This is a genomic window from Thermodesulfobium sp., from assembly GCF_053498235.1.
The window spans coordinates 46,626-67,231 of record NZ_JBRCUV010000017.1; the positions used below are offsets into that span (position 1 = coordinate 46,626).

The 20,606-nt window shown below is 34.9% G+C and carries 19 protein-coding genes; 12 read left to right on the forward strand and 7 right to left on the reverse strand.

What is annotated here, in order from left to right; genetic code table 11:
• Positions 1 to 70: 70 nt before the first annotated feature.
• A complete protein-coding gene (locus ACWIUX_RS02050) occupies positions 71 to 1,921 on the forward strand; it encodes an O-antigen ligase family protein (RefSeq protein WP_448589059.1) in 1,851 nt (616 codons plus the stop codon).
• On the opposite strand, the gene ACWIUX_RS02055 is transcribed toward ACWIUX_RS02050, so the two are convergent.
• Positions 1,899 to 3,179: an amidohydrolase gene (locus ACWIUX_RS02055; protein WP_448589060.1), complete on the reverse strand. Its 1,281-nt coding sequence runs from the start codon at positions 3,177 to 3,179 to the stop codon at positions 1,899 to 1,901. The genes ACWIUX_RS02050 and ACWIUX_RS02055 overlap by 23 nt on opposite strands.
• 136 nt (positions 3,180 to 3,315) lie before the next feature.
• On the opposite strand from ACWIUX_RS02055, the gene ACWIUX_RS02060 reads away from it, so the two are divergent.
• From ACWIUX_RS02060 to ACWIUX_RS02080, 5 genes are all read left to right on the forward strand, one after another.
• Positions 3,316 to 5,040 (forward strand): GspE/PulE family protein, encoded by a 1,725-nt coding sequence (locus tag ACWIUX_RS02060; protein ID WP_448589061.1) that lies wholly within the window; start codon positions 3,316 to 3,318, stop codon positions 5,038 to 5,040.
• Positions 5,041 to 5,048: 8 nt separating this feature from the next.
• Positions 5,049 to 6,107, forward strand: coding sequence for a type IV pilus twitching motility protein PilT (locus ACWIUX_RS02065; protein ID WP_448589062.1), 1,059 nt, complete (start codon positions 5,049 to 5,051; stop codon positions 6,105 to 6,107).
• A complete protein-coding gene (locus ACWIUX_RS02070) occupies positions 6,107 to 7,351 on the forward strand; it encodes a type II secretion system F family protein (protein WP_448589063.1) in 1,245 nt (414 codons plus the stop codon). The genes ACWIUX_RS02065 and ACWIUX_RS02070 overlap by 1 nt, the downstream gene beginning before the upstream one ends.
• A gap of 158 nt (positions 7,352 to 7,509) precedes the next feature.
• Positions 7,510 to 7,908, forward strand: coding sequence for a type IV pilin protein (locus tag ACWIUX_RS02075; RefSeq protein WP_448589064.1), 399 nt, complete (start codon positions 7,510 to 7,512; stop codon positions 7,906 to 7,908).
• Between the two features lie 78 nt (positions 7,909 to 7,986).
• Positions 7,987 to 8,385: a secondary thiamine-phosphate synthase enzyme YjbQ gene (locus ACWIUX_RS02080; protein WP_448589079.1), complete on the forward strand. Its 399-nt coding sequence runs from the start codon at positions 7,987 to 7,989 to the stop codon at positions 8,383 to 8,385.
• Here the strand turns inward: ACWIUX_RS02080 and ACWIUX_RS02085 are convergent.
• Positions 8,382 to 10,388, reverse strand: coding sequence for a hypothetical protein (locus ACWIUX_RS02085; RefSeq protein WP_448589065.1), 2,007 nt, complete (start codon positions 10,386 to 10,388; stop codon positions 8,382 to 8,384). The two genes, ACWIUX_RS02080 and ACWIUX_RS02085, sit on opposite strands and share 4 nt — an antisense overlap.
• A 165-nt stretch (positions 10,389 to 10,553) precedes the next feature.
• Between ACWIUX_RS02085 and gltX the strand changes: the two genes are divergently transcribed.
• A complete protein-coding gene (gltX, locus tag ACWIUX_RS02090; protein WP_448589066.1) occupies positions 10,554 to 11,963 on the forward strand; it encodes a glutamate--tRNA ligase in 1,410 nt (469 codons plus the stop codon).
• 8 nt (positions 11,964 to 11,971) lie between these two features.
• The gene (locus ACWIUX_RS02095; protein ID WP_448589067.1) at positions 11,972 to 13,063 is read left to right on the forward strand and encodes an AI-2E family transporter; all 1,092 of its coding nucleotides are present in this window, start codon (positions 11,972 to 11,974) and stop codon (positions 13,061 to 13,063) included.
• A gap of 4 nt (positions 13,064 to 13,067) precedes the next feature.
• Here ACWIUX_RS02095 and ACWIUX_RS02100 read toward each other — a convergent pair whose 3' ends face one another.
• Complete coding sequence (locus tag ACWIUX_RS02100) at positions 13,068 to 14,558, reverse strand: aldehyde dehydrogenase family protein (protein WP_448589068.1); 1,491 nt, start codon at positions 14,556 to 14,558, stop codon at positions 13,068 to 13,070.
• Between the two features lie 4 nt (positions 14,559 to 14,562).
• Positions 14,563 to 15,138: a macro domain-containing protein gene (locus ACWIUX_RS02105; protein WP_448589069.1), complete on the reverse strand. Its 576-nt coding sequence runs from the start codon at positions 15,136 to 15,138 to the stop codon at positions 14,563 to 14,565.
• Positions 15,139 to 15,248: 110 nt separating this feature from the next.
• On the opposite strand from ACWIUX_RS02105, the gene ACWIUX_RS02110 reads away from it, so the two are divergent.
• The 4 genes from ACWIUX_RS02110 to ACWIUX_RS02125 all read left to right on the forward strand — a co-directional run bounded on the left by ACWIUX_RS02110 (position 15,249) and on the right by ACWIUX_RS02125 (position 18,014).
• Complete coding sequence (locus ACWIUX_RS02110; protein WP_448589070.1) at positions 15,249 to 15,662, forward strand: hypothetical protein; 414 nt, start codon at positions 15,249 to 15,251, stop codon at positions 15,660 to 15,662.
• A gap of 11 nt (positions 15,663 to 15,673) precedes the next feature.
• Entirely contained in the window at positions 15,674 to 16,300 is a 627-nt protein-coding gene (locus tag ACWIUX_RS02115; protein ID WP_448589071.1) for an N-glycosylase/DNA lyase, read from the forward strand.
• Positions 16,297 to 17,064 carry a nitrilase-related carbon-nitrogen hydrolase gene (locus tag ACWIUX_RS02120; RefSeq protein ID WP_448589072.1) on the forward strand — a complete coding sequence of 256 codons (768 nt, stop codon included), beginning with the start codon at positions 16,297 to 16,299 and terminating at the stop codon, positions 17,062 to 17,064. The genes ACWIUX_RS02115 and ACWIUX_RS02120 overlap by 4 nt, the downstream gene beginning before the upstream one ends.
• Before the next feature lie 125 nt (positions 17,065 to 17,189).
• A complete protein-coding gene (locus ACWIUX_RS02125) occupies positions 17,190 to 18,014 on the forward strand; it encodes a DUF169 domain-containing protein (protein ID WP_448589073.1) in 825 nt (274 codons plus the stop codon).
• A gap of 31 nt (positions 18,015 to 18,045) precedes the next feature.
• Here the strand turns inward: ACWIUX_RS02125 and ACWIUX_RS02130 are convergent, their stop codons facing one another.
• The 3 genes from ACWIUX_RS02130 to ACWIUX_RS02140 all read right to left on the reverse strand — a co-directional run bounded on the left by ACWIUX_RS02130 (position 18,046) and on the right by ACWIUX_RS02140 (position 20,256).
• On the reverse strand, positions 18,046 to 18,189 hold the full coding sequence (locus ACWIUX_RS02130; RefSeq protein WP_448589074.1) for a hypothetical protein: 144 nt from the start codon (positions 18,187 to 18,189) through the stop codon (positions 18,046 to 18,048).
• A 10-nt stretch (positions 18,190 to 18,199) separates the two neighbouring features.
• Positions 18,200 to 18,346 carry a hypothetical protein gene (locus tag ACWIUX_RS02135; protein WP_448589075.1) on the reverse strand — a complete coding sequence of 49 codons (147 nt, stop codon included), beginning with the start codon at positions 18,344 to 18,346 and terminating at the stop codon, positions 18,200 to 18,202.
• A gap of 155 nt (positions 18,347 to 18,501) precedes the next feature.
• Positions 18,502 to 20,256 (reverse strand): IS1634 family transposase, encoded by a 1,755-nt coding sequence (locus ACWIUX_RS02140; protein WP_448589076.1) that lies wholly within the window; start codon positions 20,254 to 20,256, stop codon positions 18,502 to 18,504.
• Between the last annotated feature and the right edge of the window lie 350 nt (positions 20,257 to 20,606).

Here is a 20,606-nt window from a genome sequence, read left to right on the forward strand (position 1 = left end):
TAAAATTAATAAAATCTTAAAAGAACCCGTAGTTTTTTTACTTTCTTTTTTGATATTTGTTTACCCTATATTGATTTTTTATCCTTGGAATATAACTCAAGCTTTTTCTTTACCAAAGTTAATTCTAGTTTCTGTTTTTTGTTTTTTCTTTTCGTTATATTCTCTTAGAAACAATAATGGCATATCTAAGTATGTATTCTTTGCAATAATCTTTTTTATACTTTCTCTTCTACTTTCGGTTTACGTTGCTCCATCGAAAGTTTATGCTATTCTCGGTCAGAGCGCGAGGCTTACAGGATTTCTCTTTTATCTAATTTTTTTATGTTTTGTTTGGCTAATTATTCAACACAAGTTTAAAGAAAAGGATTTATTTCGTATATATCTAAGCGTTATAATATCTTCTGTAATTCCCCTTGTATACGGTTTATTTGAATACGCTAACTTCGATTTTCTAAACCTTGAGGGTTATCCGGGTAGACTTACTTCTTTTTTTGGCCAACCGAATGATTATGCCGTATTTTTGTCGGTTATTGCGTTGTCTGCTATTTGTTTTATTTACACGTACAAAAAATTTATTCCTCTTTTCTGCATAATTTTTGTATTTTCTTTTTTTGAGCTTCTTTTAACATATTCAAGGGCTAATATATTTGGTTTTTTTGTTCTTTTTTTGTCACTTCTGTTTATTTTAAAAAGGGATATACTGACTTCAAAAAAGGTGAGCTCGCTTTTATTAGTCGGAATTTTAGTTTCAATAGTTTTGTTTTTTGCAACACCTTATATAAATCCTGATTGGTACGTTAGGGGATTTAGTAGACGAGTTGGTCACGTAGGAGATGAGTCACTTTCAGAAAGGTTTATAATGTGGAAAGCATCGTTTGAGATGTTTTTAAGAAGACCTTTTACGGGCTACGGGCTTTCAAATTATTACCCTATTGCATCAAAGTTTTTTGATACATCAAACGTTGTTTTTCATTGGAGTAGTGCAAGCATGGTCTTTATAGACGTATCTCACAACGAATTTCTTGAGTTTTTGGCTCTTGGTGGCTTGCCACTGTTTATTTCTTTTGTTATCTTGCTAATCATGTCTTTTTATGGAAATTACCTTTCTTTTCTTGAAAATAAATTGAATCTTATTCCATTATTTGGACTTTTTGCCATCACTTTCTATCTTTTCTTTAATTTTTTTGTTTTAAGCATTTCGCTTTTGTTTTTTCTCTTTCTTGCTCTCGGACTAGCAAAATTGCCATTCAAAAGAGGTGAAATAAGGCTAAGGGTTTTTCCTTTAGTTATTTCAACAATATGTCTTCTCATATTTTCATATATGGGAATTTACTATAATATTGACAATGAAATTTTTAAAATACACAATAATTTTAAAAAGGTTGTGAATGGTACTAGTGCCTTATCTTTTTACCCGTATGATTATTATTCTTATTTTAGCCTTGATGACAAATATCTTTTAATTGCCAATAGCTTGCCAAAGTCAGATAGCAACTTAAGAGAGGAGATGGCAAATTCTATAGAGAAAACCTCCCTCTTAGGTCTTAGTTTGTTTCCAAATGACCCTATTCTTTATTATTATCTTGGAGAAGCAAGCAACTTAAAGGGAAATTATCCTAAGGCAAAGGAATATTTTTTAAAGTCTTTGCAATTACACCCCTTTTATGAACAACCATTAATTGGGCTGCTTGATATCTCATGTTCATTTGAAGACTGTAAGGATTCTTTTAAATATGCAAAATTGTTATACGAAACAGATCCGAAATCTATAGTGGCATTGGTGACTCTTATAAGATATAACATTAGAATGCACCAGTACAAAGATGCAAAGACTTTTTTACGAGATTTAGAAGATTATTATCCTACAAGTGTAGCCATATTTGTATTTAAGGAGTTTTTTAGGAAAAATACCTCTTCATAATATCTTTTGCCAGTTTTATTATTTTGTCTTTATCAAATTGTGGTTCTTTGTCTTTTATTATCCACTTTCCGTTGACGCAAACGCTTAAAATGCAATCTGGAGTAGCACTGTAAACTAGATCGGCTGCTATGTTGTGACCAGGAAGAAGGGATGGGTTTTCTCTATCTATTACGAGAAAATCAGCCTTTTTTCCTACATCGATGCTGCCAATATCCTCCTTAAATATTGCTCTTGCACCCATAGAAGTTGCCATTTGAAGTGCATTAATTGCCTTTAGAGCTTGTGGATTTTTGTTTGAGATCTTTTGGAGTTTTAGTGCGAAATCCATTTCTCCAAGGATATCAAGGTTGTTGTTGCTGGCAGCTCCGTCTGTACCAAGAGATACGTTTATACCTGAATCAAACAATTTTATAAGAGGGCATATACCACTTGCTAACTTTGCATTGCTCTCTGGACAATGAGCTATTCCCACGTTGTGTCTTTTTAATATTGATATATCTGAATCAGTTAAATAATTTGCGTGTGCAGCGAGAACTTTAGCTTCAAATATTCCCAATGACTCAAGATATTCAGTCGGGGTGAGTTTTTTTTCTTTTTTCATATCTAGAAATTCCTTTTCAGATTCTGAAAGATGAATGTGTAAGGGGACATCTTCTCTTATGGCAATACAAGCAAGTTCTTTCAATAAATCGTCAGAACAGGTATAAGGCGCATGTGGCGCTACAATAGGTGATATAAGTTCGTTATCTTTGTACCTTTTTATTAATTTTTTTGTATTTTCTATACCTTGCAACTTCCCCTTTGCATGAGGTGTGGGAATGCTTAAAACCCCTTCACCAATTAGAGCCCTTAGGCCTATTTCTTCTGCTGCTCTTGCTGCCATATCTTCGTAAAAATACATATCAACAAACGTAGTGATTCCGTTTTTTGCCATCTCATAACAAGCAATAAGAGTTCCTATATATACTGTTTCAGGATTAATAATTTGTGCCTCTTTAGGCCATATGTGTTTAGTAAGCCAATCCATCAAAGGTAGGTCATCTGAATAACTTCTTAGAAGAGTCATTGCAGCGTGAGTATGGGCGTTTATTAATCCAGGCATAACTAGCTGACCATTTAAATTTATTTTTTGGGGGCACTCTTTTTTAACATTAATTCCTGTGATAATGTTATTGGATATAAGTATGTTTGATCCTTCTAGAATGCTTCCAGAATTTACATCAACTATAGATGCGTTTTCTATTAATAAATCCTTCATATTACCTCCACTAGTATTTTATAAAATAGTATTATATAATTTTTACAACAAAATAAGAGATTTGATTGTTGTTTGATTCTAAGTTTAGAGAATATGATAATATATGTTATAGATAAATTTTAAAGTGGTGGTGGGCTTGACAGTAGAGAGCATAAAAAGACCGAGAGAAGCAAGGATAGTGGCTAAGCTTTTTGATGGCGGCCATTTAAGCGAGGAAGTTGTAAAAGAAGTTTTGTACGAACTAGAAAATTCGGATATGTCTTTGCTTGATATCCTTGAATCAAAGGGGCTTTTAACGAGGGAGATAGTTAGTGCTCTTGAAGATATTTACGGCTTTAAGATAAAAAGAATTCAAGAAGTGCCGTTAGATGAGAAGGCTCTTCAGATTTTATCATCTGATTTTATAAAACAAAGAAGAGTATTGCCCCTTGCTTTAAAAGGGGAGACCCTTCTGCTTGGTATGGTGAATCCACAAGATTTATCTACAGTTGATGACATTCGCTTAATTACAAAAAAGCAGGTTGAACCTGTTATGATACTAGCAAGTGATTTTGCAAGATATATTTCTGGTGAAATAACTTTTAAAAAGAGGGAAGAGACACCCTTTGGTAAGGAGGCTGAAGATTCACCTACATATACTGATTATCAAAGCCAAAAAGAGGCGTTTGTTTATACCGAAGACGATTCAGTGGTAGAGTTAGTAGATTCGATCGTGGAGGAAGCGGTTCTTAAAAGGGCGTCAGACGTCCATATAGAACCTTATGAAGACAAAATAGTCTTAAGATATAGAATTGACGGATCGCTTTTGAAGATTTCTGAATTTCCAAAATCAATTGGTCCTGCCATAGTCTCAAGAATAAAGATACTCTCATCTCTAGATATATCTGAAAGAAGAAGACCTCAGGATGGTAGGATGCATCTAAACGTTGCGAACAAAGACATAGATATGAGGGTATCTATTATGCCATGTACTCAAGGTGAAAAGGCGGTTCTGAGAATATTTGATAAAAAGGCTGTAGCAATGGATTTGGAGCTTTTAGGATTCCCCGAAAGAGAATTGAGGACCTTTAAGTCAATATTACAAAAACCTTATGGCATAATATTTGTAACAGGTCCTACGGGTTCGGGAAAATCTACAACGCTTTATTCTGCTCTTAGTCTTCTTAATAGAGAAGACGTTAATATATTGACTGCTGAAGACCCGGTGGAGTTTTATATTCCAGGCATAACTCAATGTCAAGTAAATCCACAGATAAAACTTACCTTCGCATCTCTTTTAAGATCTTTTTTGAGACAGGATCCTGATATTATTATGGTTGGAGAGATTCGTGACAGCGAAACAGCCGAAATAGCTGTCAGAGCTGCAATGACAGGGCATCTAGTTTTAAGCACGCTTCACACAAATGACGCAGCTAGTGCCTTTCCTAGGCTTATGGACATGGATGTCGAACCGTTTTTACTTGCTTCTAGTACTCTTTGTGTATTGGCGCAGAGACTCGTTAGAAAGGTCTGTCCTGATTGTGTAAGGGAGGTTCCGATGCCTGACGATTTGAAGATAGCTTTAGGAATATCTCCTGGAGGTTTTGGCTTTGGGCCTGTTGGAGAGATTACGTATTTTGAAGGTACAGGTTGTAGTGCGTGTTTTGGAACGGGATATAAGGGCAGGATCGTTGTGCCAGAACTACTTGTTGTAAACGATGAGGTCAGGTCCCTTGTTATGTCCAGGGCTCCTTCGAAAGAGATAAAGAGTGCTGCAATTAAGGGAGGAATGAGAACAATGAGAGAAAATGGAGTAGACCTTATATTTAAGGGTATTACTACACCCCAGGAGATTGTAAAGAAGATATTTACTGAAGATTAGGAGGCAATATGGAGATAACAGAACTTCTTGAAAAGGCTGTTAAAATGAACGCTAGTGATATTCACATTTCTGTAGGAATACCCCCCGTAATAAGAAAAGAAGGGAAGTTGGTAAGGCTTGAAGAATATGGAAATATAACGCCAAAGATTTCATTTGAGCTTATATTTTCAATGCTATCAGATTTACAGAAGAAAAAGATAGAAGAGGAACTAGACATTGATTTTTCTTATGGTATATCAGGAGTAGGTAGATTTAGGGTAAATGTTTTCAGACAAAGAGGGGTTTGGGGTGCAGCCTTGAGGTTGATCCCTTGGGAGATCCCAAGTTTGGAGTCTTTGGGATTGCCTCCTGTTATTGCTGAATTTGCGAAATTGGTAAGAGGCCTAGTGCTAGTAACAGGTCCTACGGGATCCGGAAAATCCACCACACTTGCCTCTCTTGTGAATATAATAAATAAAACAAGAGAATGTCATATTATAACTATTGAAGACCCTATAGAATACCTTCACTCACATAAAAAGTCTATTGTAGACCAAAGAGAGGTTGGAAACGACACAAAATCTTTTGCGCGCGCTGTCAGGGCGTCTTTGAGAGAAGATCCAGATGTGATATTGGTAGGCGAGATGAGAGATTTAGAGACAATATCTGCAGCTATAACTGCAGCCGAGACTGGACATCTTGTGTTTTCTACGCTACACACAAATGATGCCCCACAGACCGTAGATAGAATTATAGACGTATTTCCCACAAATCAGCAGCAGCAAATAAGAACCCAGCTGTCCACAGCATTACAAGGGGTAGTGTCTCAAGCGCTCTTGCCAAAAATTGGTGGTGGAAGGATAGTAGCAGTTGAAGTGATGATCGCTACTCCAGCCGTGAGAAATCTTATAAGGGAGGGTAAGACCTCTCAACTTTATTCTGTAATACAGACTTCAGGCAGATACGGTATGCAGCAATTGGATTCTTCCTTGAAAGATCTAGTATTACGCGGGAAGGTATCCTTTGAAGATGCCTTTACTGTAGCCGTGAACAAGGAAGAATTTATGCGTCTTGTTGGGAGATTATAATGCCAAACTTTTTTTATAGAGCAAGAGATCTGCAAGGTAAGCTTGTTACAGGAAATACCGATGCTGTATCTCTTCAAGTTTTAAAGAATGACCTTAGAAACAAGGGCTTTCTCGTTGTAGAGATAAGAGAGATAAAGGATCAAGCTCAGGCTTTATCGGCTAAAAAAGAAGACAAGAAGGCAACAGTTTCTTTTTCTTTATTTAATAGGGTTAGTCAGAAGGAGCTTGCGATATTTTCAAGGCAATTTGCCACACTTATCGCAGCAGGTGTTCCAATAGCAAGAACCTTAAACACCTTGAAGTCGCAAACCAAAAAAAAGGCATTTAAGGATATTATTGATGATGTTTTAAAAAGGGTAGAAGGAGGAGAGAGCCTTGCAAGGGCGCTTGAGAGACATAGCAACGTTTTTAACAAGCTCTATACCAGCCTGGTAAGAGCTGGGGAGGCGTCTGGTACTCTTGACGTAATACTTGCGAGAATTGCTACCTACCTTGAAAAGGAGATGGCACTTAGAAATCAAGTAAAGCAGGCAGTAAGCTACCCTATATTTGTCTTAACCATCGCGCTTGCTCTGAGTGCCTTTTTGTTAATGTTCATAGTGCCTATGTTTGCGGGTTTTCTAACAGGTATGGGCGCAAAGCTACCGCTTATGACTTTGATAGTTGTAAATGCAAGCCATTTTCTGATAAACAACTTTATTGCAATAGTTTTGCTTCTTCTAGTAAGTGTATTCTTGTTTGGTAGATTTTTAAAGAATCCGGTAGGAAGAGAAATGTTTGATCTATTTATATTCAGGTTGCCTATATTTGGCCCTCTTTATATGAAGATTGAGTGTTCAAGGTTTGCAAGGACATTTGGCTCAATGACGAGAAGCGGCGTTCCAATTCTTACATCCCTTGAGATATTAGAGGACGTGTTATCAAGCGTAGTATTAAAGAAGGGCATAAAGTTTATACACGATGCTGTCAAAAGAGGTCAGACGATATCTGATTCTATGAAAAAAACTGATAAATTTCCTATTGTATTGGTTGAGATGATAGCCATAGGGGAAGAAACCGGACATTTGGATGAAATGCTAGACAAAGCTGCAGACTATTATGATGACGAGGTTGAGACTACGGTAAAGGCGCTTTCAAGCATGTTAGAACCTGCTATGATAGTAATTATAGGTGCCATAGTAGGCTTTATAGTAATAGCAATGTATCTACCTATATTTAGTCTATATCAGGCTATTGTTAAATAGATTATAAGAAAAGCTTGTTCTCTTTTTTTGCCGATATATGGTATATCATAGTATTGTGAGGAGGTGTTGAAATAGTCTAGATAATTTTGACAAGCCTTTGCCATTGCCCTATAATTTTAAAAGTAGTAAAAAGTAAATTTCAGATGGGAGGGTTTTTTATGTTAAGTTCACCTAGAAAGAGTTTAAGGAACAAAAAGGGCTTCACGTTAATTGAGCTTTTGGTAGTTATTGTCATCATTGGTATACTCGCTGCTGTTGCATTTCCGATGTATCAAAACCTTACTAAGAATGCTGCTGATGCCAGTGCAAAGGGTGCTTTGGCTGCTCTAAGAGGTGCTAGCGCTCTCTATTACGGGCAATATGGAACATATGCCCCAAATATTACTACTGTTGAAGGTCTTACACAGGCTCAAGGTGGAATTACATTTAATGGTTCGACGATTTCTGTTGCTGCAGGAGGAGCTACTTACACGTATACCCTTAGCTATGATTCAACAACAGGTATTATTTCCTGTACTGGATCTGGCGCTACTGGTACTTCTTGTTCTAGCTGGTAAAAATTCAAAAAGGCCGCTAAAGAGCGGCCTTTTTTTGAATCACATCTTTTTTCAGAGTGTACGGGGTGGTAGGTTTTGATGGAGTTAATAAATCTAAGGAGCTCCAAGAAGCTTGAGCTGATAGATGTTACCTCGTTAGTAGATAGTGCGGTAAAGAGGATATTTGGTGCATCAAGCGGAGCACTTCTTTGTTATGTGCCGCACACAACTGCTGCAATTACCATAAATGAGGCAGCAGATCCAGATGTAGCCCTTGACATCGAAAGCTTTCTAAGATCACATCTTCCTGAAGGACTGCGATTTAGACACTTAGAGGGAAATTCTGATGCGCATATTATTTCTACCCTGATTGGTTCATCTGTACTAGTTCCTGTTGAGGGTGGAACTCTTAAACTAGGTAGGTGGCAAGGGATTTTTTTCGTAGAGGCAGATGGTCCGCGCAATAGAAACGTAAACTTAATTAAACTTACTTCTTAGTCAACTGTTTTTATAAGTTTTTTGTTGTATACATATATCCTTTCCCAAACTAATTTAATCTTATTGTTGTACAGTAGCTGATCCTGAGTGGTTAGCTTGAAAGATGAGATTGGTATTGCATTCATAAAGTAAGCTTTCTCTTCCATGCTTACAGGCAAGGGACTTATCCAGGTACCCTCTATTGCATTGTCAGGAAGAAGACGAAAGGTGTGAATATTGCCCTTTATATCCTTATAATCTATGCTAATTGGTTCTTCTTTGTACAAAATACGCTTTATTGAGCCAAGTAGGTTCTTTTTTATGTATATCTTTGCAAGCACGATATCTTTGTCAGATCCCATTATGGGCACATCTATCCAACTGTTCCAGCTATTTTCAGATTGACCTATAATTACCGGCCCAGAAATTGATGGGGACGTATCCTTCTTAAGTAGGGTAAAATTTCTTTCTCTTTCGATCATAGAGTAATTTCTTAGAATATCTAGTAAGGTTTTTGGGTCGTCATTTAGGAGCATTCCACCCCTAAAGCTCTGAAAGGGGGGATTGTTCCCAACTCTGTGCCAGATATAGTATTCTGGAGCTTTATCTGATCTTAGAAAGGCATCGTTTTGGCTGTCAAGCCAGGGCGTATAATCTGTGTAGGATTGAAAGACTGGTCTGGGATCCCAATTTAGGTGGTTAGCGAAGATAACAGAAGACTCCCAGGGATATATGTCTACAGGTAAACCTGCAACCTTTTTTGCAATATTCTCAGGTAAAATATCTATTTCAAGATTCTTCCAAGTTTGAGTTTTTACGTTATTTGTCATTGCTGTGAGATTTGCTACATTGAAATACTTAAAATCCAGACTGTTTGATATGTTCGAAAGAAGATCTGAATAGTAATTTGGCATTATTGAGTTTGATGAAATCAAAAAGATGAGCATTATAAACCAGGTGAGTGCGAACTTCTTGAGAAAAGAGAGGATTTCAACATTTTCTAAGACAATAATTGTAAAAAATGCAAAACCTAAAAAGACAGTTGTAAAAAAACCTGAAAACCAAGGTCCTTCAATACAAAAGGAATACTTCGCAACAAGCCAGAAAAATGGAATTAATGAGATTAAAAATATTCTAAACTCTTTATTTTTCACAAGATAGAAAGCAAGAAAGGTGATCGGAAGAAATACGATAGCGAAGGCATTTTCGTGAATAGGAGGATATGCCGATGACGCCGCAAAATAGCCATATGATAACTCAAGGTAGCCGTGCGTGAAGTTTATAAGGTTTGATAAATTCTTAAAGAAGTAAAGGTAAGGGGGGATGAAAAATAAGATAATAAGAGATATGTAAAGAAACATAAGTTTCAAACTAAGATTCTTGATTATTATGAGGTAGCTAGGCAAGTAGATACTTGCACACATTGCAAAAGCTCCAAACTTATATAGAAAGCTAAACACCAGTATGGGTGCGCTCATTAGAAGATATGCTGGTTTTCTTGTGCGATAAAAAAGAAAAGAAAGGTTTAAGCTTGTAAATATGAGGTTTAAGTCAAGAGACCTTACAAAGTATCGATCATTTATGATAGTAATCAATAAAAAAGTAAGTAGATAGCCTGAGTATCTTTTTATTGTGCGCTCCTGACTGCATAGCTTAACGTGGAATATAAACGACAATATCATATATGAGTTTATTACTATAAGTATTGGATTTGCAAAAATTAGTGGTAGATACATTGGACCAGGAGCTACTAAAAAACCTAGCGGGCCATAGGTAAAAATTATATCCTTGCCGAAAATTAGGCCGTGTTCAAAGGCATAGTTCATTGCAAACTGCCAGGAGGGGTCAAGCCCAGCACTAAAGGGCACAATAATAATATAAAAAGTGAGAAAAAATAGGACAATAAATGCAAATGCACCTTCGCTGAGTCTAAAATTGTTTCTTAGGGTAAAAGCAATAAAGCTCGGTTTTAAAAAGTTTAATGTTCTTTGGTTATCAATCGATGAGAATATTTTCTTTATCAAAGTGCCCTCCTAAAATTATCTATTTAGCTTAAACATTATACGAAAATAATTTTTAATTAGTATTTAATTTTTTGAATTGCTAATAAATTCACAATATCGCTTATAATAGTATATGTAATTTTTACTAAAGAGATAACAAAATTGTTTTAATGAAAGGAGATCTTGATGATAAGGGTTCGTTTTGCTCCATCTCCTACAGGTGCACTTCACATTGGGGGAGCCCACACTGCGCTTTTTAATTATCTTTTTGCAAAACGTCTTGGGGGAAAGTTTATTTTAAGAATTGAGGACACTGACACAGAAAGGTCGTCAAAAGAATTTGAGGAAAATATCTTGGAAAGCTTGAAGTGGTTGGGGATAGAGTGGGATGAGGGGCCATATTATCAGTCAAAGAGATTGGATCTATATAGGGAAAAGGCAAATGAGCTTCTTAAAAAGGGAATAGCTTATGAGTGTTTTTGTACACCCGAAGAGCTTAAGGAAAGACGAGAGATGATGGTAAAGATGGGTAGACCTCCAAGGTATGACGGCAGGTGCAGGGATTTAGACGAGGATCAAAAGAGATCTCTTAGAGAAAAGGGTTTGAAGTCGGTTTTAAGAATAAAGATCCCTGATGGCAAGTCTTTCTTGCGCGATGCGGTAAAGGGCGAGGTATCATTTTCAAATGAGAGTCTTGGTGGCGACATGGTTATAATGAAATCTGACGGTTATCCAACTTATAATTTTGCGGTGGTAGTAGACGATATAGATATGGAAATTACCCATGTCATAAGAGGAGACGATCATCTGACAAATACCTTTAAACAGATGATTATTTATAAAGCTTTTGGCAAAGAGTTGCCGCAATTTGCTCATATACCGCTTCTTTTGGGTCCAGATAAAGCAAAACTTTCCAAAAGGCATGGTGCTGCAAGCGTTCTAGAATATAGACAAATGGGATATCTATCGGATGCGCTTTTTAATTTTTTGTCACTTCTCGGATGGACGCCAAAAGAGGGACAGGATATCTTTTCAAGGGATGAACTAATATCTATGTTTTGCCTTGCAAAGTTAAACTCTAATCCCGCTGTGTTCGATATAAAGAGATTAGAATGGATGAATTCCCAATACATTAAAAATATGGACGACTCGAAACTGTTTGACCTCGCTAAGCCTTTTTATGATAAAGAAGGCATAAAAGTTTTAAAGGACAACTTTACCTTAAGAGCTATAAATCTCGGCAAGGCAAGGGCAAAGACCCTGCAAGATCTTGTTAGCGGTACAAAGTATTTCTTTGTTGAGCCAGAACTATCTTTCGAAGAAGTAAAAGCTATAAAGTTAAATAATTCTACCCTATTTCTTTTAGAAAAATTTCTTGTGCTTCTTGATAATGATGAATGCAATTCACATATAGAGTTGGAGAAGAAGTCTAGAGAGATGGTTGCCTCATATAATCAGGCATTTAAAGATCTGGTTAATCCTCTTAGGCTTATAATTACTGGGATGAAAGTAGGTCCAGGGTTATTCGAAATTGTATGTGCCCTTGGTAAGGATATTGTTAAAAGAAGAGTTTTAAAATTTATCAATGAGTCTTAGGAAGTAACGTGAAACTCGAAGAACATCTGATATACCCTAGAGTAAAAGTCTTTATTATAGCGCTTTTTATTATACTATCTTTAATTGTTTTGTGGATTTTTAAGGGCATCTTGATGCTTTTTTTTATCTCTCTTTTGCTTGCATATCTAATAGAACCCCTTTTCAAGTTTATACTCCGCTTTCAAAAAAATAGGGTTGTCTCCCTTATTTTGTCGTACTTTATAATTTTTGTCTTTTTGGGAAGCATAGGCATAGTTCTTATTTTTGGCCTCTCGAATGAACTAAAGAGCATAGCAAGACATCTGCCAGTTTATTTTGAAAATATCAAGGTTTATCTGAATAACCTGCAGAACTTATTGAACTCCTTTTCTATTCCAATTGATATAAGATCTTCATTCAATGGAATTTTTCTTTCTCAGCAGTATATACAAACCCATCCTTATTCTTTGTCTTTTAATGAGAGTGCAAAGGTTTTGAAGACGTTTCTCACTGAATCAATAAGAATAGGTGTAAGTGTGTTTGTTGTTTTTATGATTGCCGCTTTCTGGATAATTGATTTTGAAAATATTAAAGAAGGCTTATTAACAATATTTCCTCCTGATAAAAGAAAAGAAGTAATAGAACTTTCTTCTGATATAGACTTTGTTCTAAAAAGGATTGTTAGGGGACAATTTTTAATATGTTTGATTAATGGTACCTTGACTACATTAGCTCTTGTTATCTTAAAGATTCAATATGCTATCCTGATAGGAGTTCTTGCAGGTTGTCTTTCAGTGATACCCGTATTTGGAACGCTTTCGACTACTTTCCCCGCTGTTTTACTTGGACTTACACAATCATGGGTTGTCTCTTTAGAGGTAGTAATCGTTATACTTTGTATACATTGGTTTGAAAGCTATGTCTTAAGCCCAAAGATAATGGGTAAACAGGCTCAAATACATCCCATTCTTGTAATTCTTGCACTGGTTTCAGGTGAGCAGCTTTTTGGCTTTGAGGGATTAATCCTGGCAATACCCGCTACAGGCGTATTAAAGGTAGTAATCTTACATTATCTTAAAAAGGCAGGCCACTTTGAACCGACACAAAAAAAAGAGGATTAGTTTTTCACTCGTTCACTATAATTGCTTTTATGTAGCTCATCTCCTGAACAGTGTGAAATATGCCCTCCTTACTACCAGTACCAGACGATTTTACCCCTCCGACAGGATAGAATCCGGTGCCATGTCTGGGATAATCATTCAGATGTATTTGCCCAGCCTTAAGTTTTTTTGATAGCTTAATCATATAATTTAAATTGGAACCGAATAGCGCAAGATCTAGTCCATATTTACAGGAGCCTATTATTTCTAAAGCCTCATCTAAGTCTTTATATATATAATAAACGAACAGCGGTCCGAATATCTCTTCTTTCATTAACTTTATTTCTTTGTTAAAAACCTTTATCATGTGGGGTGGAAAATAGGCTTCTGATACTTTATCAAAAGAAGTTATCTCGCATTTGTAGTCTTTTGCTTCCTTTATCATCTGTTTTAGCTTATTTGATGCTGATAGCGAAATTAGAGGTCCTAGATTGCAATTCAAATCAAAAGGATCAACTCTTTTTATGTCTTTTAGTTTTTCGAGAGTTAATGGTATTAAGGTATTTTCTAACTCCTCTGGAATTAACATTACATTGAGCGCATCACATCGTTGTCCAGCATTTTTTAAAGCTCCATTTAGCCAGCATTCTACTACTCGTTTTGGATCAGAATCCTTTAAAACTAATCCAAAGGCTTTCCCACCAAGTTCAAGGTGGAGCTTCTTTATGCCAGCATTTCTTATCACGCTTTCGCCTGTTTTGCTTGAACCGGTAAGCGATACCAAGTCTATTTCATGACTATTTACTATCATTTCTTTTATTTTGGTTTCTGAAGTTGCAATTGTTGTGAGGGCCTTCTTAGGGAATCCTGCAATTTCGAAGATTTTTATTAAGAGCAAAACTGAAAGGGGTGTAAGTTCGCTGGGTATAGATATTGTAGAATTTCCAGCTATAAGGGCACTTGCAAGCTTGGATGCGTGGAGGAAAAAGGGGAAATTAAATGGACTTAAAAGAACTGAGATCCCATATGGTTCTCTAAAGGTAATAACGCTTCTGTCTTTAAGCTCAGCATACATTCCAGAATTTATATATTCTCCTTTTAGAGCCATGAGATCAACGCCTGAAAATTTAAGTCTTTCTATGGTTGACTCAATTTCCCCCCTTGCAAGTTTAATAGGTTTTGCACTATCCATTACTATGGCATTTGCTAAAAGCTCAAAATTATCTTCAATTATACTTACACATTTCATTAGCATTTCAAATCTTTTATAACAATCTATCTTTGACAATTCTAAGAAACCCTCTTTGGCTGTGTTTATTATTTCTTTAATCTCTATCTCATCTGGACCCTTAAACCTATAGAACAGCTTATTGTTTATTGAGGAGATTTTGTTCTCGTAACTCCCACTTAAGGTTTTCCAATTTCCAACCAGAAAGTTGATTTCAGAATCTGAGTTCTTAACAATTAACTCAGAAAATAGGCTGTTTTTTAAACTGTTTAGAATATTATTGTTCATGTAATTATTTCTTGTTTTTGTAGACTTCAAAGTATTTTTTTGCAGTATTTGCAAATATATCTGCAGTAATTTCGTCAAATAGTACAAACTCAACCTTTTTTAAAGATTCCCTTTTCTCTAGATGATTGAAAGCCTCGTGAATCAAAATGTCTGCGCATTTGTCTTTTGGAAATCCGTATATTCCAGAGGAAATAGCTGGAAGAGATATACTCTTTAGTCTCAACTTTAACGCGAGGTCGAAACAAGAATTTATAGACATTTTCAAAAGTTCCATAGCTGCATCAGGAGCGTATTCGTTATAATCAGGCCCAGCAACATGAATAACGTACTTTGCTTTAAGGTTCCCGGCAGTAGTATAAACCGCCTTTCCGGTAGGGATAGGCCCTTGATTCCTAATTATCATATTGCTTTCAATTTGTATAATTTCTCCTCCCCTTCTTACTATCGCAAGCGCTACGCCTCCGCCATGCTGCAAATATCTATTTGCTGCATTTACTATGGCATCAGTATTTCTCAAGGTAATATCGCCCTGTACAATTTCTAAGGTTTTATCCTTTATTGTGAAACTAATATCAAGCATCTTTCCACCTCTTAACATTGCTTGTTTGAGAAAAGTTAATATAAACATTATAATATAATATGATATTTAGTTTGAGAGTTATCTTGCCTAAAAATTGCGGAGGTGTAAAGTTGGAGTATAATTACTTTGATTTATGGCAGAAGGTTATAAAGATGGACGAAGAAGATATGCTTATTAAGCTCGATAAAGGCCTTGAGGCCAGGGAATATCTTTGGAAAAATAAACTTGATTTTGAGGGTGATCTAGCCCAAAGAATTAAATCTGTTGATAAAAAATTTTTGATTTTAGCTCCCTATATTGTATCCTTTGTTGGTAAGGAATATTTCTCAAAGTATAACAAGAAACCAATATTTATGTGGTGGTATCATGCCGATGCAATTAGTGATGGGAAGCTTACAGTAGACATTGAAAACAGAATCTGTGAATACAATGAGCAGGGTATGGATAGCGAATGTTCTATAGAAAAGATGAAAGAGGAAGGCTTTTTACTTGAACTAGGGGAGATTTCAAGACATCACAAATAAAAAATAAAAGTTTGGAACTTTTAGAAAAATTAAACCTCTTAAGAGGGACTTTTTGTGAAAAGGAAGTCGAATTAAGAGTTTCTCAGTTTAAGGAAATTGGAAGCGGCACTGAGGAGAAGATTTTTGAAGAGCTTTGTTTTTGTGTTTTAACTGCTAATTATTCTGCTAAGGGCGGTATATTAATTCAGAATAAGATTAAAGAAGGTTTTTTGTATATGGAGCCAGAAAACCTGAAATCCTGTTTAAAGGACTTGGGATATAGGTTTTGGAACCCACGCTATAAATTTATTGTAGAAAACAGGAGACTTCTTGGAAGTTTGAAAGGTATTATAACCTCTAACCAAAGTAGTTTTGAAAAGAGAAGGATTTTGGTGAAGGAAGTAAAGGGTTTTGGTATGAAAGAAGCAAGCCATTTTCTTAGAAATGTCGGTATTTTTGATTTGGCGATATTAGATAGACATATATTAAAGGTTATGAAGGAATATGGTTATCTTGATGCTATACCAAAAACAATTACAGCGAAAATCTATGTTAACTTAGAGAAAATTTTTCTTAAAATTGCGGATGAATTTGGGAAACCGCCAGGTATTCTAGATTTATTTATTTGGTTTATGGAAAAGGGATGTGTGGATAAGTGAGAATTGGGCTCTTTCAGATGAATATTTTAAGAGATTTTGAACAAAACTTCGAGAAGGTTAAAATAGCAGTATTAGAAGCTCAGAAAAATGGTCTCAAGTTATTAGTATTTCCTGAAACATTTCTTTCTGGTTATTATAGGAGTTCAATTAAAAAGGTTATTGAAAACTTATCATATTATTTTGACTACCTTTCGGTTATGTCAAGGGAATATCATCTAGATATATACGGCACCTTACCCGTAAAAGAAAACGGTAAAATGTACAATTGTGGTTATTATTTTAGTAATGGAAGTTGTATAGCTAGATATAAAAAAATTCACTTGATAGGGATTATGGGGGAACGTGATATATTTTCTGAGGGCAATAATCCTGTAGTGGTAGATTCGGAAAACATTGGCAAAATAGGTCTTGCAATCTGTTATGACCTGAGATTTCCAGAACTTTTTAGATGTATTTCTATAAAATCAGGGATTACTTTGGTGAGTGCTATGTGGCCGAAGAATAGGATAGGGCACTGGAAGGCGCTTTTAAAGGCTCGTGCGATCGAAAATCAATGCTTTGTTGTAGGAGTAAACAGAGTTGGTTCTGACAAAAATAACGTATATCCCGGTAATTCATTAATTTTTGATCCTTATGGAACTATTATCTTAGAATGTGACGATAAAGAAGGATTGTATTTTTGTGATTTAGATCTTTCGTTAGTAGAAAAGTATAGAAATGATTTTAACGTTTTGAATGATAGAAGAATATTTAACTTGCAATGAATTTGAAATCATTTATATTATCTTTGATTATTAAATTTCTTAATTACTTCAATGCCAAGATGGTTTATAATAATTTTATAGCATGTAATTAAATATTTAAAAAAATGTTTAAGGGAAGGGTTGACATGAAAAGTCAAATAGAAATGGCTTTAAAAATGGAGTTTAACCCTGTTGCAGTTATTTGGTCAGATAAATTGCCTGAAAACGCAATGAGATTTAAAGAGGGCAGATGGGGTTGTGTAATGTGGTTATTTGCAAACGCCGCTAAGGGTAAGACTGCTGCCTTTGATAGAAAAACTTATGGTTGTTGGGGTGGAGGGGTTGGCCTTGGTTTTGGAAACACGTATCAATATTTTCCAGGTGGACAAACCTGTTTTGAATACTTTTTATCAAACGGCAATAAAAATTATGAAGTAGGCAAAGAAGTTGCTGCACGTTTGGAAAATTTGGCAAGGAAAGACTTTGTTGAAGACTTTCTTGAGGGCGAAAGATACGTCAAGACACCTGAAAAGGTTAAAAATTTTTTAGATCAATTGCCTATGATGGATGTCCCAACAAAATATGTGATTTTCAAGCCATTACAGGATGTAGATTGGAATTTGGAAAAACCAAAGGTCATAGTTTTTCCTGCGAATCCACATGAATTAGCTGCTTTAGTTGTCCTTGCAAATTTTGGCAGAGATTCTTTTGAAAATGTAATTTTTCCCTGGGGTGCAGGCTGTCAGACTATAGGTATCCTTGCTTATAAAGAAATTGAATCGATGCCTCAGAGGGCTGTGGTAGGGTTAAGTGATATCTCTGCAAGAAAAAATATAAGAAACTATCTTGGCGATAATATTTTTACTTTTACCGTTCCGACTGAAATGTTTATGGAAATGGAATCGAATGTGAGTGAAAGCTTTTTATTAAGACCAACCTGGTTGTCACTCAATCGTCTTTCCTCAAAATAAAATCTATCTGAACTTACTAATTTATGCATAGTTATTCTTCATCTGTATCGTATCTATTCCAACCTGCATAAAACTTTACCATAGACCAATTTTTGCTCTCTACGTAGCAAGAATCGTTTTTTCTGTAAGGTTTAGGTAACCTATCTACTGTAGCAGGGCTTATTCTTAATAACAAAGCCTTTATATTAGCTATAAGAAAGGTTATTCCTTGTTGGATTACTTACTATAGTTGCATTTGCATTTTTGTTCTTAATTATTTTGCCAGAATTTCTCAAGAGATAACCCAAATACTGTTTGTTCATGTGTAATATCTCTGAAAGCTCATTAAGCATTGCTGTTTTTATCTTTTTTGATGCCCTTTTATATTTTTTATGATTATGCTTAATAATCCCATCTTTGACAGTTCATGTAAATAAAAATCTCAATAATCGCTGATAATATAAGAAATTTAAGCACCTTAATTATTGCTAAAAAGTGAGTAATATTTTTATGATTTTGTAAGTTTAAATATTCTTCTCATTTCTCTATTGCTTACTATTTGATAGTCGGTACGAAATCCAAATGCTTTATGTATAGAATCTGTAAAGCTTGTTCTTGTATATGCAGGTATATAGCCTTCACCTCTTACTTTTAATAGGTTTAAATCTCTTAATCCTTTAATTATTTCATGGCATGTATATTTACCTTCTAATTTCTTTTCTATGAGCCTATGGATAACTAAAGAGATAAAACAGGTTGTGAAATGAGCTATTATTCTATCATCTCTACTTAGGTATACTGGTCTGGCTTTAAATTCACTTTTCATAATACGAAAACACTCTTCAATCTCCCATCTTCTTCTGTTTACATCGATAATTGAAGATACATCGTCTTCTAAGTTTGTGCATACAGCATAAAAGCCATCAAATTGTGATTCTTTTGAAATCAAATCTGTATTTATACTGTAGTGTATTTTATGTTTAACAGCTTTTTCTTCAACTTCAGTTAACAGTTTTTTCTCTATGAACCTTTTATAGTCATTAGGATTGCACTTTTCTATTTTTTTAGGGTTAAAATCAACTACCTTCTGTGCTCTTTCTATCTGAGAATTTCTTATGCTTCTTTGATAATCTCTATACTTAATAGAATATGTAACGATAAGCCTTTGCTCTAATCCTTTTTCTTTTATCCAGCGCTCTTTATAAAAAATCTTATCTCTATGTTTATCCTTGTATTTATTTCTATCTCTATCATCATCATCATATCTATCTAATTCAGCGATGTTATATTTTGTTTTTTCACCAACTACAGACCAACCATTTGGATCAAGAGCCCATTCCTTAAGATGCGTCTTTAGCTTTTTAATTGATTGTGTAGTAATAAATGCTCTTTCACCTTTAGTGTTAAATTTTCTATTGCTATCTGATGCTAACCCTGCATCAGTACATACAACAAATTTAGATAGGTTAAAGTCAGAAAGAATCCTTTCCTCTAAAGGTCTCAGCGTTAATTGTTCATTTGTATTTCCTTTGTTAATAACAAAAGCAAGAGGTAGTCCATCTTTATCCATAAAGAGCCCCATCTGTACTATAGGGTTTGGTTTGTGTTCTTTTGAAACTCCATATTGTTTTAGTCCTTCTTCTTGTTCTATTTCAAAGAAATAATTAGTACAATCATAGTAGAGCACCCCTGTATTTCTCTTAGTAATTTTAAGGCTGTTTTTATAAAGAAAAGACTGTATAAAATCAGACTCCTTAGCAATTACCTCAAGAGCTCTGTATATGTGTTGAAGTTCAAAATCAGGTTGTTCAATAAACCTATTGGAGAGTTGAAATGTTGTAAGCTTAGAAGACGGATAGATAATCCTTGCATAAATAAGTCTTGAAAGTACAGAGTCTAAGTTAAATGTAAATTTGTATTTCAAAGATATCTCTTCACAAAGCTTATTAAGCTTAAGTTCATAATATATCTTTTGAAGAAAAAGGTAACCAGCATTAAAATAATTCTGTATATCCCTATCAATTATCTTAGATGGAGAATACTTTACAATAATTTCTTTTTTTTCTTCCTTTTCTTTTTTGTTAAGCTCTGCAATATACCTTTTTGCCCATTCAATAGGATCTTGTTTATCAAGTTTCTTTTTAAGTTCATCATAAGTTCCAAGCTTTTCAACAACCTTTGTAGAACGACTTCCATTTTCATATATAGATTTTATTACGTATAGCGAAGTAGAATTTTTAGACCTTGATATGCACAACCTCATATTTAATCCCTCCTGTCCCCACTACTATAACATATTACTCAATATTACGCATTATAATCATATTAAAATTTGACAAATTATTGTTAAAAAATGGCTTGTATTTAGGGTTTTTAAAAATTATAAGACATAGAAAGTGTCAAAGAACCGGCACTTTTTTTTGGTATTAGATGAAGCCGTGTTAAAATAAATTATGAATAGAATTGCTAAAATCTTACATTCCTCAAACAGAAGAGGCTGATGTTTACTCTGAGAAAAAGAATAATTTTGTTAGCATGCATGTGTGCAGCCAGTTTTATGGTAAGTCTAGACGTTAGCGTTGTAAATATTGCCTATCCCTATTTGAGCAAGGT

Bases quoted from the DNA above. Each gene is read 5' to 3' on its own strand.
- ACWIUX_RS02140 (WP_448589076.1), bottom strand. From the start codon at position 20,256: ATGAGGTTGTGCATATCAAGGTCTAAAAATTCTACTTCGCTATACGTA.
- ACWIUX_RS02135 (WP_448589075.1), bottom strand. From the start codon at position 18,346: ATGCTTAATGAGCTTTCAGAGATATTACACATGAACAAACAGTATTTG.
- ACWIUX_RS02105 (WP_448589069.1), bottom strand. From the start codon at position 15,138: ATGCTTGATATTAGTTTCACAATAAAGGATAAAACCTTAGAAATTGTA.
- ACWIUX_RS02080 (WP_448589079.1), top strand. From the start codon at position 7,987: ATGGAGTTAATAAATCTAAGGAGCTCCAAGAAGCTTGAGCTGATAGAT.
- ACWIUX_RS02065 (WP_448589062.1), top strand. From the start codon at position 5,049: ATGGAGATAACAGAACTTCTTGAAAAGGCTGTTAAAATGAACGCTAGT.
- ACWIUX_RS02070 (WP_448589063.1), top strand. From the start codon at position 6,107: ATGCCAAACTTTTTTTATAGAGCAAGAGATCTGCAAGGTAAGCTTGTT.
- ACWIUX_RS02100 (WP_448589068.1), bottom strand. From the start codon at position 14,558: ATGAACAATAATATTCTAAACAGTTTAAAAAACAGCCTATTTTCTGAG.
- gltX (WP_448589066.1), top strand. From the start codon at position 10,554: ATGATAAGGGTTCGTTTTGCTCCATCTCCTACAGGTGCACTTCACATT.
- ACWIUX_RS02055 (WP_448589060.1), bottom strand. From the start codon at position 3,179: ATGAAGGATTTATTAATAGAAAACGCATCTATAGTTGATGTAAATTCT.
- ACWIUX_RS02075 (WP_448589064.1), top strand. From the start codon at position 7,510: ATGTTAAGTTCACCTAGAAAGAGTTTAAGGAACAAAAAGGGCTTCACG.
- ACWIUX_RS02125 (WP_448589073.1), top strand. From the start codon at position 17,190: ATGAAAAGTCAAATAGAAATGGCTTTAAAAATGGAGTTTAACCCTGTT.